This is a genomic window from Actinomadura formosensis, assembly GCF_050948385.1.
In the GTDB taxonomy this organism is placed as follows: Bacteria; Actinomycetota; Actinomycetes; order Streptosporangiales; family Streptosporangiaceae; genus Spirillospora; species Spirillospora formosensis.
The window spans coordinates 1,567,650-1,581,460 of record NZ_CP192011.1 but is presented as its reverse complement, the minus strand read 5'-3'; the positions used below and the strand labels follow the sequence as shown (position 1 = coordinate 1,581,460).

The following is a 13,811-nucleotide window of genomic DNA, read 5'->3' as shown; positions in this document are numbered from 1 at the left end:
CATGCCAGGAATTGATCAGGTACGCCGGAAGTCGCGCGCCGTACTGCGCAAGAGCGGGCTCGCGCCGAGCGGCCCGGTGTACGGGCGGCTGGTCGACGCGGGGCGCTCGCTGCCGATCCCGGCCGCCGCCCGCGTCGCGGTGTCCACCGCCGTGCTGCGCCGTCCGTGGAAGGTGCCCGTCCGGTTCGACCAGCTCCTCGTCGGCGCGCAGGGCGGCTGGACGGCCCGCGAGTTCGCCGACCGCACCGGCGACCTGCTGTGGCCGTCCACCCCGTTCCTGGACGGCCCGCACGTCGCCCTGCTCCGCCTCGCGGACGAGCGGCCCGGCCTGACCGACGACGAGATCCTCGAAAGCGCCTACGGGCGGCTCGGGCTGCGCTGCATCGAAGCGGGCGGCAACTACTTCGGCGGCACCGACGAGGCCGGCGTGCTCGCCGCGGCCCGCGCGTTCATCGCCCGGCACCGCGGCGAGGAGGTGCCCGGCGCGGCACCCCGCCCGCAGCAGAGCGGCCCGCAGGACCCGGTGCTCGTCGCGCCCGTCCGCGGCTCCGACCAGTACCAGATCCTGGACGGCCACCACCGTCTCGCGATCGCCGCGATGAGCGGCGCCGACGGGGCCAACGTCGTCGCCAAGTGGCTGCCCGTCACCACCCCCCTGCAGGACCTGCTGCTCAAGATGAGCTGGCTCGACGGCACCCACGAGCTGTACCAGCCGATCGACGCGCCCGAGCTGCGGTCCGGCTGGACGACGGTCCGGCAGTGCACCGACCGGCTCGCCAAGATGGACGCGTTCCTCGGCGAACGCGGCATCGCCGAAGGCCGCTACCTCGATGTCGCAAGCTGCTACGGCTGGTTCGTCGCGCAGATGGCCGGGCGCGGCTTCGCCGCCGAGGGCATCGAGCGCGACCCGCTCGCCGTCCCCCTCGGCCAGGCGGTCTACGGGCTCGGCGACGGGGTCATCTCCACCGGCGACTGCGTCGAGTTCCTCGGCGGCCACGACGCCGGCCGCTGGGACGTGGTGTCGTGCTTCAGCCTGCTGCACCATTTCGTCCTCGGCCGCGGGTCCGTCAGCGCCGAGGAACTGATCCGGCTCCTGGACCGCGCCACCGGCCGGGTGCTGTTCTTCGACACCGGGCAGGACAACGAGGCGTGGTTCGCCGAGTCGCTGCGCGGCTGGGACCCGCCGCGCGTCGAGCGGTTCCTGCGCGAGAACACGAGCTTCGACGAGATCATCGACCTCGGCCCCGACGAGGACGCCCGCCCGCCCTACGAGGACAACTACCGCAGGCACCTGTTCGCCTGCGTCCGCACGGCATGACGGCCGGGCGCCGTTCGCTCGTCGCGCTCCTGGCCGTCCCGATGGTCCTGGCGGCGGCGTGCAGCCGGTCCGCGTCCACCACCGCGGCACCGCCGTCGTCCCTGCCGCCCGCCGCCGGGTCGGCGGGCGAGCGGACCGGCGTCGTCTGGACCAGCGGCCTCAACGACCACGGGCAGCTCGGCCGGCCAGGTCCCGTCATCGACCTCAAGCTCGCCCCGGTCACCGGGGTCGGCGGGCGGGGCCGGCTCGACCGCGTGCACGCCGTCGCCGGCGGCGCCCGGCATTCGCTGGCCGTCATCGACGGCGGCAAGGTCGTCGCGTGGGGCGCCAACGACCACGGCCAGCTCGGCGACGGCAGCCGCGAGGACCGGCACGTCCCCGTCCCCGTCCGCGCCCCCGACGGGCGCCCCGGCGACCTGGACGACGTCGTCGCGATCAGCGCGAACAACGCCTTCTCGATGGCGCTGCGCCGCGACGGGACCGTGGTGACGTGGGGCGACGGGTCGTCCGGGCAGCGCGGGATCGGCGAGCGCACCGGCCCGCTCGGCCCCACGACCGTGCGGTCACCGGACGGGCGCAGACCGCTCGGCGGCGTCACCGCGATCGCCGCCGACGGGCACACCGAGCTGGTGCTGCGCCGCAACGGGCAGGTGCTCGCCTGGGGCGCCAACGCCTACGGCATGGTCGGCGACGGCACCCGCGAGAACCGGTCGCTGCCCGTCCCGGTGCGCGGCCTGAACGGCTCCGGACGCCTCGGCAACGTCACCCGCATCGCGATCGGCGGCCAGTACGGGCTGGCGCTGCTGCGCGACGGGCGCGTCGCCTCCTGGGGGTACAACGACCTCGGGCAGCTCGGCGACGGGTCACGCCGGGAACGGCTCACCCCCGGCCTCGTCGCGGGTGTGCACGGCAAGGGCTTCCTCGGCGGCGTCACCGGCATCAGCGCGGCGGAGAAACACGGCTACGCGCTGCGCAAGGACGGCACGGTCGTCGCCTGGGGCAACAACACGGCCGGGCAGCTCGGCGACGGGACGGTGGAGCTGCGCACCACACCCGTCACCGTCGCCGCCGGGCACGGCCCGAAACTGCGCGGCGTCGCCCAGGTGTACGCGGGCGAGGCGTACGGTGCCGCGATCCTGACGGACGGGACGCCGCTGACGTGGGGCGCGGGCGGCAGCGGCCAGCTCGGCTCCGGCAACAGGGTGCCGCGCAGCCGTCCCGGCACGCTGGTGATGGCGCACGGCGCCGCGCCGGGCAAGGCACTGTCGGCGGGCGCCGGTGAACGCCACCTGATCCTGCTGATGAGCTCCTAGACGTCCTTGGCGTCCTCGGAGGTCTCGGGCTTGGGTGCCACGGGCTCGGGGCCGGCCGGCGTGGGCGCCTCCGCGGGCGGCTGGGGGGCCGCGGGCGGCGCGCCGGGCGCCGGGGCGGAGCTCGCGGCGGCACCGGCGGGTGCGGGCTTCGCCGAACGGCGGCGCCACAGCAGGAACCCGGCCCCGGCGGCGGCCACGACGACCAGTCCGCCGCCGCCGAGCAGGACCGGGGTCATGGAGCCGCCGTCGTCCTTGTTCGCCGCGGTGTCCTCGGCGCCCGCCGCCGGCCCGGTCGGCTGCGCCTGCGCGAGCGTCCGCACCTCCTGCTCTTCGGTCTGCTTCGTGGACTGCGGCGCGGGCTTGCCGTTGTTGCCGGGCTTGCCGGACTTCGGCGGCGCGTACTTCGACTCCGGCAGCGTCTGGACGAACTTCAGCAGCGCCAGGTCGGGCTTGCCCTTGCCGCCCTGCACGGCCTTGGTGTAAGCGGCCTTCACCTGGCCCGCCGGCAGCGTGTTGGACGTCGCCTTGAGCTGGTCCCCCGCCAGCACCACGTAGGTGCCCTTCCGGTTCATCAGCCCCGGCAGCCGCTGGAGGACCTGCCCCGCGTCCTCCCCGGCCGGGAGGATCGCGATGAACACCGGCACGGACCGGCCCTGCGCCGTGCGGAGCAGCTCCTGCGCCCCGTCCGACCGGTAGTACTTGGCGTGCGAGTCGACGTAGTAGCCGCTCTCGGTGATGCCCTCGGCGACCGCGTCGAGGTCCACGCCCGCGAACGCGGGAGTGGCGGTCAGCGCGAGCGCCGGCGCCAGGGCCAGCGCCAGCGTCCCGGACGCGACGATGCGGCGGGAAGAGATGTTCACGGACAGGCTCCTTCTAGCACGGCGACGGGCATTGACAGTAGCGGCGCGACATGGGGAAAGGTGGTGGAAGCCCGGGACTCGGCGCGGCTCGCGTCAGATGCCGCGGCCCCGGGTGTGCAGGGCGAGCAGGACGCGTTTGCCGGACACGACCCCGGACGCCACCGCCAGCGCGAACGGGACACGGCGTTCGGCCGGGTTCGCCTTCAGCGCGCGCGCCGACCAGCGCAGCGCGTCCTTGCGGCGGCCGACGGTCGCGCAGCCGAACGCGAGCTGCCCGTATACGCGTCCGGCCGCGCCCGGCTCCTTCCCGATCTCCGGGTAGTGCTCCAGGAACCACTCCAGCGCGGCCACCTTCGTCTCCCACGCCTGCGCGTAGTACGACGTCAGCCCCCACAGGACGCGGACGTACGGCTCGTCGACGTTCACGACGGGGTGGCGGCGGGCGGCGCGCAGCGCGAGGTCCCAGTCCTCGCCCTGGCTGCCGGGGATCGTCTCGTCCACCATGCCGATCTCGATCAGCGGCTCGCGGCGCGCCACATACGTGGACGAGTGGACGCTCATCATCCGGTCGCGGATCAGCGCGGCATAGGTGACGCGGCCGGTTCCGGCCAGCCGGGGCAGTTCCCGCCCGTCGAAGTCGATGAGGATGCCGGAGCTGCACAGCACCGCGTCCGGTTCGCCTTCGAGGGCCTTCACCTGCGCGGTGAGCTTGCCGGGCAGCCACTGGTCGTCGTCGTCGCAGAACGCGACGAGATCGGTGTCCAGGGCCAGGATGCCGGAGTTGCGGGCGCCCGCGAGACCCGGCTCCCGGGTGTTGACGATGACCTCGACGCGGTCACCGGCGAGCGACACGTCCGGCTCCGCCCGGTCGAACACGACGACGGCGCGCAGCTCGCCTTCGTAGTCCTGTGCGAGCACCGACTCCAGCGCGCGGCGCAGCAGCTCCGGCCGGTTGTGCGTCGGGAGGACGACTCCGACGGATGGGGGCATCGAGGGCCTGCCTTGTCGAGGGTCGGAAGGGAGGACCGCGGGACCCGGGCCGGCCCCGCGGCGTGCGGTCAGCGCGCGCCGAGGATCATGCCGGCGGCGACGGTGTTGCCCGTGGCCTCGTCGATCAGGATGAAGCCGCCGGTGAGGCGGTTGCGGCCGTAGTCGTCCACGAACAGCGGCTGCGTCACGCGGAGCGAGACCCGGCCGATCTCGTTCAGGCCGAGGGACGCCGCCTGCTCGTCACGGTGCAGGGTGTTGACGTCCAGCCGGTAGTGCAGGTCCTTCACCATCGTCTTCGCGGTGCGGGTCGTGTGCTTGATGACCAGCCTGGTGCGCGGCGCGAGGGTGCGGTCCGGGGTCATCCAGCAGACCATCGCGTCGAGGTCCTGCGCGACCTCGGGACGGTTGTTCGGACGCGCGATCATGTCGCCGCGGGAGATGTCGATGTCGTCGGCGAGGCGCAGCGTCACCGACATCGGCGAGAACGCCGCGTCCACCGGCCCGTTCGGGCCGTCGATGTGCGTGATCGTCGTGGTCAGGCCGGACGGCAGGTGCACGACCTCGTCGCCCGGCTTGAGGACGCCGCCCGCGACCTGCCCCGCGTAACCGCGGTAGTCGTGCAGGTCGGGATCGGTGGAGGCGTGCGGGCGGATCACGTACTGCACCGGGAACCGCACGTCGATGAGGTTGCGGTCGGAGGCGATGTGGACGTGCTCCAGATGGTGCAGCAGCGACGACCCCTCGTACCACGACATGTTCACGCTGCGCTCGACGACGTTGTCGCCGTGCAGCGCCGAGATCGGGATGAACGTCAGGTCCGTCACCTCCAGCTTGGAGGCGAACGCGGTGAACTCGTCCACGATCTGCTCGTAGACGGCCCGGTCGTAGCCGACCAGGTCCATCTTGTTGATCGCCACGACCAGGTGCGGGACCTGCAGCAGCGTGGTCAGGAACGCGTGCCGCCGCGACTGCTCCAGGATGCCCTTGCGGGCGTCCACCAGAATGATCGCCAGATCGGCCGTCGACGCGCCCGTCACCATGTTCCGGGTGTACTGGATGTGGCCCGGCGTGTCGGCGATGATGAACTTGCGGCGCGGCGTCGCGAAGTAGCGGTACGCCACATCGATCGTGATGCCCTGCTCGCGTTCGGCGCGCAGCCCGTCGGTCAGCAGCGCCAGGTTGGTGTACTCCTCGCCCCGCTCGGTGCTCGTGCGCTCCACCGCCTCCAGCTGATCCTCGAAGATCGACTTGGAGTCGAACAGCAGCCGGCCGATCAGGGTCGACTTGCCGTCGTCGACGCTGCCGGCGGTGGCGAACCGCAGAAGGTCCATCGGCTTGCCCGCGGGTTCGGTCCCGGCCATCAGAAGTACCCCTCCTTCTTGCGGTCCTCCATCGCGGCCTCGCTCGTCCGGTCGTCGGCGCGGGTCTGGCCGCGCTCGGTGATCCGGGTCGCCGCGATCTCCTCGATCACCTCGTCCAGCGTCACCGCCGACGACTTCACCGCGCCGGTGCAGGACGCGTCCCCCACCGTCCGGTACCGGACCGTCGCCGCGAACTCCGGCTCGTCGTCACCGCGGTTCGCAAAACCCGTCTCGGCGTCCAGCAGCAGCCCGTCACGCTCGAACACCCGGCGGGAATGCGCGAAATAGATCGAGGGGAGGGCGAGGTCCTCCCGCCGCACGTAGTCCCAGATGTCGAGTTCCGTCCAGTTCGACAGCGGGAACACCCGGACGTGCTCCCCCTGCTCGATCCTGGTGTTGAACAGGTTCCACAGCTCCGGACGCTGGTTCTTCGGATCCCACTGCCCGAACTCGTCCCGGAACGACACGACCCGCTCCTTCGCGCGGGCCTTCTCCTCGTCCCGCCGCGCCCCGCCGAACGCGGCGTCGAACCGGTGCTCCTCGATCGCCTCCAGCAGCGGCGCGATCTGCAGCCGGTTCCGGGACGCCCGGCGGCCCTTCTGCTCCACCACCGTGCCGGCGTCGATCGCGTCCTGCACCGACGCCACCACCAGCCGGACCCCCAGCTCCGCGACCCGCCGGTCCCGGAACTCGATCACCTCGGGGAAGTTGTGGCCGGTGTCGACATGCAGCACGGGGAACGGGATCGGCGCAGGCCAGAACGCCTTCTCGGCGAGGCGCAGCATCACCAGGCTGTCCTTGCCGCCCGAGAACAGCAGCACCGGCCGCTCGAACTCGGCCGCCACCTCCCGGAAGATATGGATCGACTCGGCTTCGAGGACGTCTAGCTGCGACAGCAGATAATCGGAACGCTGCATGGTCTGGGGTTCTCTCCACGTTCTGGCAGATGCAACCGGTGGCGACGGGACGGACGTCCCACCGGATCGAACTCCGGCCTACGCGACTCGCTCCGCCCGGCCGGCGGGTCAGCCGGGCAGGACGCCGCTCACGTCCTCGATGCCGGTCAGCAGCGCCGGTGCCGACACGGGATGGCACACCAGGATATCCGGCAGCCGCGGATCCTCCCGGTTGTACTCCAGCGGCGCCCCGTCGATCCGGGACGCGTGCGCGCCCGCACCGAGCGCCACCGCCGCCGGGGCCGCCGAGTCCCACTCGTACTGGCCGCCCGCGTGCACATACGCGTCGACCTCGCCGAGCAGCACCGCGGAGATCTTCGCCCCCGCCGACCCGATCGGCACCAGCTCCACATCGATGCCGTCCGAACCGGAACCATCCCCCGCCCGCGCCTTCGCCAGGCGCTCGGCCAGGTGCCGCACGAACTCCGGCGGACGCGTCCGGCTGACCGCGATGCGGAGCTTGCCCGCGTCCGGCGCCGGGACGTGCAGCGGCACCTCACGCGGCTGCGTCCGGCGCACCACGTCCGGACCGGCCGGGACGGGGCCCCGCTCCCCCGGCTCCGCCCGGACGAGCGAGGCACCGCCCGTCGCGTCCGTGCGGAGCGTCAGGCCCTGCGCCGGCAGCGCCACCGCCCCGGCGACCAGCCGCCCCCTCCCGGACGCGTCGCGCTCCCACAGCGCCACATGGACGGCCCAGTCGCGGCGGCCCTCCTCGGAGAACTCGCGGGTCCCGTCCAGCGGGTCGACGATCCACACCCGCCGGGCGGTGCGCCGCTCGGCGTCGGCGGTGTTGCGGGTCGGGGCGCGGCCATCGCCCTTCGAGCGTTTCCCCGCCGCCGAGGAACGGCCCTCCTCCGACAGCACGGCGTCGCCGGGACAGCGCTCCGCCAGCGCCGCCATGAGGTACTCGTGCGCCCGCAGGTCGCCCGTGTCCTTCAAGGCCCGCGCGTCCGCGAACCCCACCTCGTCCCGCACGCCCAGCAGCAGCCGCCCCGCCGCACCGGCGAGCTCCGCCGCCAGCACGTGGTCGTCCACCGCCGCTCCCTCGGTCATCCCGTGCTCACATTCCCGACTCGAATGGTCTGTTCGGTCTACTTTCTCATGCGTCCCCGAGCACCCCCGGGACCCGGGGCCCGATCAGTAGGCGCCGGAGCCGCGGAACACCGCCGACCAGGTCCTCCACATGATCTGCAGGTCGAGCGCGAGCGTCCAGTTGTCGACGTAGCGCAGGTCGAGCCGCACCGACTCCTCCCACGTCAGGTCCGAGCGGCCCGACACCTGCCACAGGCCCGTCAACCCCGGCTTCACCACCAGCCGCCGGTACACGTCGCCGCCGTACTGGGCGACCTCCTCCGGCAGCGGCGGACGCGGACCCACCAGCGACATGTCCCCGCGCAGCACATTGAACATCTGCGGCAGCTCGTCCAGCGAGTAGCGGCGCAGCCACCGCCCCACCCGGGTCACCCGCGGGTCCTCCCGGATCTTGAACAGCACCCCGTCGTTCTCGTTGGCCGCCAGCAGCTCCACCCGCCGCGCCTCCGCGTCCCGCACCATCGTGCGGAACTTCAGCACGGTGAACTCCCGGCCGCCGCGACCGACCCGGGTCTGCCGGAACAGCACCGGGCCGCCGTCCCCGTCGAACTTGATCAAAAGCGCGACCAGCGCCAGCAGCGGGCTCAGCGCCACGATCCCGGCGAGCGCCGCGACCCGGTCGAACAGACCCTTGAAGACCTTGCGGCCCCCGTCCAGCTCCGGGTGCTCCACGTGCAGCAGCGGCAGCCCCGACACCGGGCGGATCGAGATCCGCGGACCGGCCACGTCCATCAGCGCCGGCGCCACCACCAGCTCGACGTCATCGCGCTCGATCTGCCACGCCAGCCGGCGCAGCGCCACCCCGTCCATCTCCGGACAGGCCAGCACCGCCACCGAGTCGGCGCCGAGCCGGTCCGCGACCGTCGCCGCCTGCGCGAAGTCGCCCAGCACCGGCACGCCCTCGACCTCGGCCACCGCGTCGTCACCCGACGCCAGCGCGGGCGGCAGGCACACCGCCACGATGTCCATACCGTGGTACCGCTTCTGCCGCAGCAGCCGGATCAGGTCGGCCACCGCCGTCCGGTGCCCCACCGCGACCACACGCCGCATGCACTCGCCGTTCCACCGCTTCTTGTGCAGCCACTTGCGCAGCCGGTAGCGGGCGACGAGCGCGAGCAGCGTCCCGAGCGGCAGCGCCATCACCACATAGCCGCGCGCCACCTCGGTCTTCGTCGCATACGCCACGATCGCGACCGTCGCGGTCAGGATGAACCCGGCGCGCAGCACCCGGTGGAACTCCTCGGACCCGACGCCGACGTACTTGGGCTGGTACGCCCGGCACAGCATCAGCGTCGGCACCCACACGAGAGGAAGAACGATGGTCAACACCACGTACGGCGCGTCCAGCTCGGTCGGCACCCCCGGGAACCTGAGCACGAACGCGATGACGCCGGCCATCAACATGCTGACGAAGTCGAGCCACCGCGCCAACCGGCGGTAAGATCCACTCCAGTTCTGTGACCGGACGCGTCCCTGCTCATGGCGGATCGATGACTTGGCCTGGACCTTGTCAACGACGGCCATAAAGATCTCACCAATCCCCTGTAACGGGCGCCCCGTCAGCGCGCGATTCACACCGAAGACGGTTGAACGCCGCCCGAGGTTCACATGGACCCCGCACCTCATTCATGCAGCATCCTACGACCGGTTTACCATGGTCATCGCGTGAATGCCCACATCACACCCGCAACATCAGCGCCTCGCGGCGCCCACCGGCGAAACAACGGCCGCACCCGCATGATCACCGACCGGCCACCGAACGGACGGCCGGATACGGTCACCCCGCGTGGAACACGTTCTGCGCCGCCGCCAACCCCTGCGACACCAGCGCCTCCACCGCATCCGCCGCCCGGTCCACCTCAAGGTCGAGATCCTTGCGCTCCGCCGCGGAGAAGTCCCTCAGCACGAACGCCGCCGCGTCCATCCGGCCCGGCGGGCGCCCCACCCCGAACCGCACCCGCAGGTACTCCCCCGACCCCAGCGACTTCGTGATCGACCGCAGCCCGTTGTGGCCATTGTCACCACCGCCCAGCTTCAGCCGCACCGCACCGAACGGGACGTCCAGCTCGTCATGGACGACGATCAGCCGCTCCACCGGCACCTTGTAGAAATCCCGCAGCCCCTTCACCGGACCGCCCGACTCGTTCATGAACGACCGCGGCTTCGCCAGCACCGCCCGCGCACCCGCCAGCCGCCCCTCCAGCACATCCGCCCGCGCCCGATGCGACCTGAACCGGCCCCCGGCCCGCGCCGCCAGGACGTCCAGCACCATGAACCCCGCGTTATGCCGGTTCCCCGCATACGACGGCCCCGGATTACCCAGCCCCACCACCAGCCACGGATCCGCGCTCACCCGAACTCCTCACAGACGTCCATGACCCCCGCCGGTGCGCACACCCGCGGGGGCCATGAAAGAAAGAACGATGCGGCCGGCCACCCGGCCACGCGTCACTCCGCGGCGGCCTCACCCTCGGCCGCGGCGGCCTCACCCCCGGCGGCCTCGGCGGCCTCCGCCGCGGCCTCCGGCGCCGTCGCCGCCGACGCGTCCTGGATCTGCAGGATCAGCGTCTCATCGTCCGCCACCAGCGTCGTCCCCGACGGAAGCCTCAGGTCCTTCGCCAGCACCTGCGAGTCGATCTCCAGCCCGGAGACATCCACATCCACGGACTCGGGAATGTGCGTCGCCTCCGCCTCCACGGAGATCTCCACCACCTGCTGCGCCACCTGACCGCCCGGGACCACGTCACCGACCACGTTCACCGGCAGGTCGACGACGACCTTCTCACCGCGCTTCACCAGCAGCAGGTCAACGTGCTCCAGGAACCCCTTGATCGGATCGCGCTGCACGTCCTTCGGCAGTGCCAGCGCGGTGCCGTTACCGAGCCCCTCGATGGTCAGCAGCACGTTCGGCGTCTTGAGCGCGAGCATCAGATCATGCCCCGGCAGCGAGATGTGCTCCGGGTCGGTGCCGTGACCGTAGAGGACGGCGGGCACCTTGCCGGCCCGGCGGGTGCGCCGCGCGGCACCCTTACCGAACTCGGTGCGCGGCTCGGCGGCAATGCGTACCTCGGACACGGCGAAAACTCCTCGTTGTTGCGATCCACGGCCGTCCGCCATCGGACGTCCGCTGCGGACAGTGCGTCTCAGGCGATGCTCGATGCGTCAGGCGCCTCGAAGATTCTTTGCGTTCCCCGGGGAGTGCGACCCCAGCACCGGCACCACACTGAACGACCCGGGGCATACGCGGATTAACCAAGTCTAGCCGATCGCCGCCACGCCCAACGCCAGCGCCCGCCGAGAAACCGCCGCCCAAGAGCTAACTGTGCCCCCCGAACAGGCTCGTCACCGAGCCGTCACTGAAGACCTGGTTGATCGCATGGGCGACGAGAGGAGCGATCGACAGGACGGTCAGCTTGTCGAACTGCTTCTCCTCCGGAATCGGCAGCGTGTTCGTCAACACCACCTCGGAGATACGGGAGTTCTTCAGCCGGTCCACCGCCGGGCCCGACAGCACACCGTGCGTCGCCGCCACCACGACCTTCGTGGCACCGTTCTCGAACAGCGCGTCCGCGGCCTTCACGATCGTCCCACCGGTATCGATCATGTCGTCGACCACCACGCAGGTGCGGCCCTTGACCTCGCCGACCACATCGAAGACCTTGACCTCGTTCGCCACATCCGGGTCGCGCTTCTTGTGGATGATCGCCATCGGCACACCGCCCAGCCGGTCCGACCAGCGCTCGGTCACCCGCACCCGGCCCGCGTCCGGCGCCACCACCGTCACCTGCGAGGTGTCCAGCCGGCTCTCGAAATGCCCGGCCAGCAGATCCAGCGCGAACAGGTGATCCACCGGGCCATCGAAGAAACCCTGGATCTGCGCGGTGTGCAGGTCCACGGTGAGGAGCCGGTCGGCGCCCGCCGTCTTGAACAGATCCGCCATCAGCCGCGCCGAAATCGGCTCACGGCCCCGGTGCTTCTTGTCCTGCCGCGCGTACCCGAAGAACGGCGCCACCACGGTGATCCGATTGGCCGACGCGCGCTTCAGCGCATCCACCATGATCAACTGCTCCATGATCCACTGATTGATGGGAGCCGTGTGGCTCTGGATCACGAAAGCGTCGGAGCCACGGACCGACTCCAGGAACCGCACGAACGTCTCACCGTTGGCGAAGTCATACGCGGACGTCGGTGTCAGCTCGATGTGGAGGTTGTCGGCTACTTCCTTGGCCAGGTCCGGGTGGGCTCGGCCAGTGAAGAGCATCAACTTCTTCTGACCACTCGCTTTGATCCCACTCACCTCTGACAACTCCCCCTCAATGGATGTGCCTTACATGTGGGGTGTTGTCCCCACTCCCCGCGCACCACAAGAGTGCGGCCCGCGGGTTGCTCTGTTGTCGAAGGACACCGCCGTCCTCCACCTCCCCGCTCCTGGAGCGGGACCGTCGTCACCTCGGCACCGGGCTACGGCGCGCCCGCGCCCTCGCCTTCGCCCTTCGCCCGGCGGGCCGCCTCCGCCGCCGCCGTACCCGGCCGCGTCCGCTCCACCCAGCCCTCGACGTTGCGCTGCCGCGCCCGCGCGACCCCCAACGCCCCCGGCGGGACATCCTGGATGATCACCGACCCGGCCGCCGTATAAGCACCATCACCCACCGTCACCGGCGCCACGATCATGTTGTCGCTGCCGACCTTCACATGGGACCCGATGACACTGCGACGCTTCTGCACACCGTCATAGTTGACGAACACCGAACTGGCGCCGATGTTCGAGTGCTCACCGATCTCGGCATCGCCCACATAGGTCAGATGCGGCACCTTCGAGCCCTCACCGATGTCGGCGTTCTTCGTCTCGACATACGTCCCGACCTTGGCCTTGCGCGCCAGCCTCGTCCCAGGCCGCAGATAGGCGTAGGGCCCCACCGACGCCTCCGGCCCGACCTCCGCCTCCACGCACACGGCGTTGACCACGGACGCACCCTCGCCGACCCTCGTATCGGTCAGCGTGCACCCCGGCCCGACCCGCGAGCCCGCACCCAGATGCGTCCTTCCATGCAACTGCGTCCCCGGGTGGACCTCGGCGTCCTCATCGGCGGTCACGTCCACATCGATCCAGGTGGACGCCGGGTCGACGATCGTGACCCCCGCCCGCATGTGCGCCTCGACGATCCGGTCGTTCAACTGCCGCCGCGCCTGCGCGAGCTGGACCCTGTCGTTCACGCCCTGGGTCTCCACCCAGTCGGCCGCCAGATGCGCGCCCGCCCGGTGACCGTCCCCGCGCAGGATCGCGACCACGTCGGTGAGGTACTCCTCGCCGTTGGCGTTGTCGGTGGTCACCCGCTTGAGCGCGTCCGCCAGCAACGCCCCGTCGAAGGCGTACATGCCGACGTTGATCTCGGTGATCTCGCGCTGCTCCGCGGTGGCGTCCTTGTGCTCGACGATCGCCTCGACGCTGCCGTCCGCCGCCCGCACCATCCGCCCGTACCCGGTCGCGTCCGGCATCTCGGTCGTCAGCACGGTGGCGGCATTGCCCTCGTCCTCATGGGCCCGGACGAGCGCCTGCAACGTCTCCCCCCGCAGCAGCGGATGATCGCCGTTGGTGACCACGACGGTCCCCTCCAGCGCGCCGGTCTGCTCCAGCGCCATCCGCACGGCGTGCCCCGTCCCGCCCTGCCGCTCCTGGACGGCCGCCTCGGCGTCCGGCGCGTGCTCGGCGAGATGCGCGACGACCTGCTCGCGCCGGTGCCCGACCACCACGACGAGCCGCTCCGGCTCCAGCCGGCGCGCGGCGGCCAGCACATGGCCGAGCATGCTGCGCCCGCACAGCTCGTGCAGGACCTTCGACTTACGGGACTTCATCCGGGTGCCCTCGCCCGCGGCGAGAACGATGACGGCGGCCGGTCGGCTCGCAGCGCTCACAAGGAGGC

The 13,811-nt window shown here is 71.5% G+C and carries 12 protein-coding genes; 2 read left to right on the top strand and 10 right to left on the bottom strand.

All coding sequences use genetic code 11. From position 1 onward, the window contains the following. Nucleotide 1: 1 nt before the first annotated feature. Both ACQP1N_RS07485 and ACQP1N_RS07480 read left to right on the top strand, forming a co-directional pair. The gene (locus ACQP1N_RS07485) at nucleotides 2-1,318 is read left to right on the top strand and encodes a ParB N-terminal domain-containing protein (RefSeq protein WP_067807984.1); all 1,317 of its coding nucleotides are present in this window, start codon (nucleotides 2-4) and stop codon (nucleotides 1,316-1,318) included. After that, the gene (locus tag ACQP1N_RS07480) at nucleotides 1,315-2,631 is read left to right on the top strand and encodes an RCC1 domain-containing protein (RefSeq protein ID WP_433229920.1); all 1,317 of its coding nucleotides are present in this window, start codon (nucleotides 1,315-1,317) and stop codon (nucleotides 2,629-2,631) included. The genes ACQP1N_RS07485 and ACQP1N_RS07480 overlap by 4 nt, the downstream gene beginning before the upstream one ends. Here the strand turns inward: ACQP1N_RS07480 and ACQP1N_RS07475 are convergent. The 10 genes from ACQP1N_RS07475 to glmU form a co-directional block, all read right to left on the bottom strand. Then, a complete protein-coding gene (locus ACQP1N_RS07475; protein WP_433229917.1) occupies nucleotides 2,628-3,491 on the bottom strand; it encodes a hypothetical protein in 864 nt (287 codons plus the stop codon). The two genes, ACQP1N_RS07480 and ACQP1N_RS07475, sit on opposite strands and share 4 nt — an antisense overlap. Before the next feature lie 93 nt (nucleotides 3,492-3,584). Then, nucleotides 3,585-4,481 carry a glycosyltransferase family 2 protein gene (locus ACQP1N_RS07470; protein WP_067796162.1) on the bottom strand — a complete coding sequence of 299 codons (897 nt, stop codon included), beginning with the start codon at nucleotides 4,479-4,481 and terminating at the stop codon, nucleotides 3,585-3,587. A gap of 68 nt (nucleotides 4,482-4,549) precedes the next feature. Continuing rightward, entirely contained in the window at nucleotides 4,550-5,812 is a 1,263-nt protein-coding gene (locus tag ACQP1N_RS07465) for a sulfate adenylyltransferase subunit 1 (protein ID WP_433232606.1), read from the bottom strand. A 29-nt stretch (nucleotides 5,813-5,841) separates the two neighbouring features. Beyond that, nucleotides 5,842-6,759 carry a sulfate adenylyltransferase subunit CysD gene (gene cysD / locus ACQP1N_RS07460; protein WP_067796165.1) on the bottom strand — a complete coding sequence of 306 codons (918 nt, stop codon included), beginning with the start codon at nucleotides 6,757-6,759 and terminating at the stop codon, nucleotides 5,842-5,844. A 108-nt stretch (nucleotides 6,760-6,867) separates the two neighbouring features. Next, nucleotides 6,868-7,851: an inositol monophosphatase family protein gene (locus tag ACQP1N_RS07455; RefSeq protein WP_433229912.1), complete on the bottom strand. Its 984-nt coding sequence runs from the start codon at nucleotides 7,849-7,851 to the stop codon at nucleotides 6,868-6,870. 84 nt (nucleotides 7,852-7,935) lie between these two features. Continuing rightward, on the bottom strand, nucleotides 7,936-9,414 hold the full coding sequence (locus ACQP1N_RS07450; protein ID WP_067796171.1) for a sugar transferase: 1,479 nt from the start codon (nucleotides 9,412-9,414) through the stop codon (nucleotides 7,936-7,938). Nucleotides 9,415-9,667: 253 nt separating this feature from the next. Further along, a complete protein-coding gene (pth, locus tag ACQP1N_RS07445) occupies nucleotides 9,668-10,243 on the bottom strand; it encodes an aminoacyl-tRNA hydrolase (RefSeq protein ID WP_433229907.1) in 576 nt (191 codons plus the stop codon). Nucleotides 10,244-10,338: 95 nt separating this feature from the next. Then, nucleotides 10,339-10,965 (bottom strand): 50S ribosomal protein L25/general stress protein Ctc, encoded by a 627-nt coding sequence (locus ACQP1N_RS07440; RefSeq protein WP_067796178.1) that lies wholly within the window; start codon nucleotides 10,963-10,965, stop codon nucleotides 10,339-10,341. A gap of 241 nt (nucleotides 10,966-11,206) precedes the next feature. Next, nucleotides 11,207-12,187: a ribose-phosphate diphosphokinase gene (locus tag ACQP1N_RS07435; RefSeq protein WP_084262773.1), complete on the bottom strand. Its 981-nt coding sequence runs from the start codon at nucleotides 12,185-12,187 to the stop codon at nucleotides 11,207-11,209. 164 nt (nucleotides 12,188-12,351) lie between these two features. Continuing rightward, a complete protein-coding gene (glmU, locus tag ACQP1N_RS07430) occupies nucleotides 12,352-13,743 on the bottom strand; it encodes a bifunctional UDP-N-acetylglucosamine diphosphorylase/glucosamine-1-phosphate N-acetyltransferase GlmU (RefSeq protein ID WP_242608719.1) in 1,392 nt (463 codons plus the stop codon). Nucleotides 13,744-13,811: the final 68 nt, after the last annotated feature.

Coding starts and splice junctions, on each gene's coding strand:
- ACQP1N_RS07485 (WP_067807984.1), top strand. CDS start 2: ATGCCAGGAATTGATCAGGTACGCCGGAAGTCGCGCGCCGTACTGCGC.
- ACQP1N_RS07480 (WP_433229920.1), top strand. CDS start 1,315: ATGACGGCCGGGCGCCGTTCGCTCGTCGCGCTCCTGGCCGTCCCGATG.
- ACQP1N_RS07470 (WP_067796162.1), bottom strand. CDS start 4,481: ATGCCCCCATCCGTCGGAGTCGTCCTCCCGACGCACAACCGGCCGGAG.
- ACQP1N_RS07465 (WP_433232606.1), bottom strand. CDS start 5,812: ATGGACCTTCTGCGGTTCGCCACCGCCGGCAGCGTCGACGACGGCAAG.
- cysD (WP_067796165.1), bottom strand. CDS start 6,759: ATGCAGCGTTCCGATTATCTGCTGTCGCAGCTAGACGTCCTCGAAGCC.
- ACQP1N_RS07455 (WP_433229912.1), bottom strand. CDS start 7,851: ATGACCGAGGGAGCGGCGGTGGACGACCACGTGCTGGCGGCGGAGCTC.
- ACQP1N_RS07450 (WP_067796171.1), bottom strand. CDS start 9,414: ATGGCCGTCGTTGACAAGGTCCAGGCCAAGTCATCGATCCGCCATGAG.
- glmU (WP_242608719.1), bottom strand. CDS start 13,743: ATGAAGTCCCGTAAGTCGAAGGTCCTGCACGAGCTGTGCGGGCGCAGC.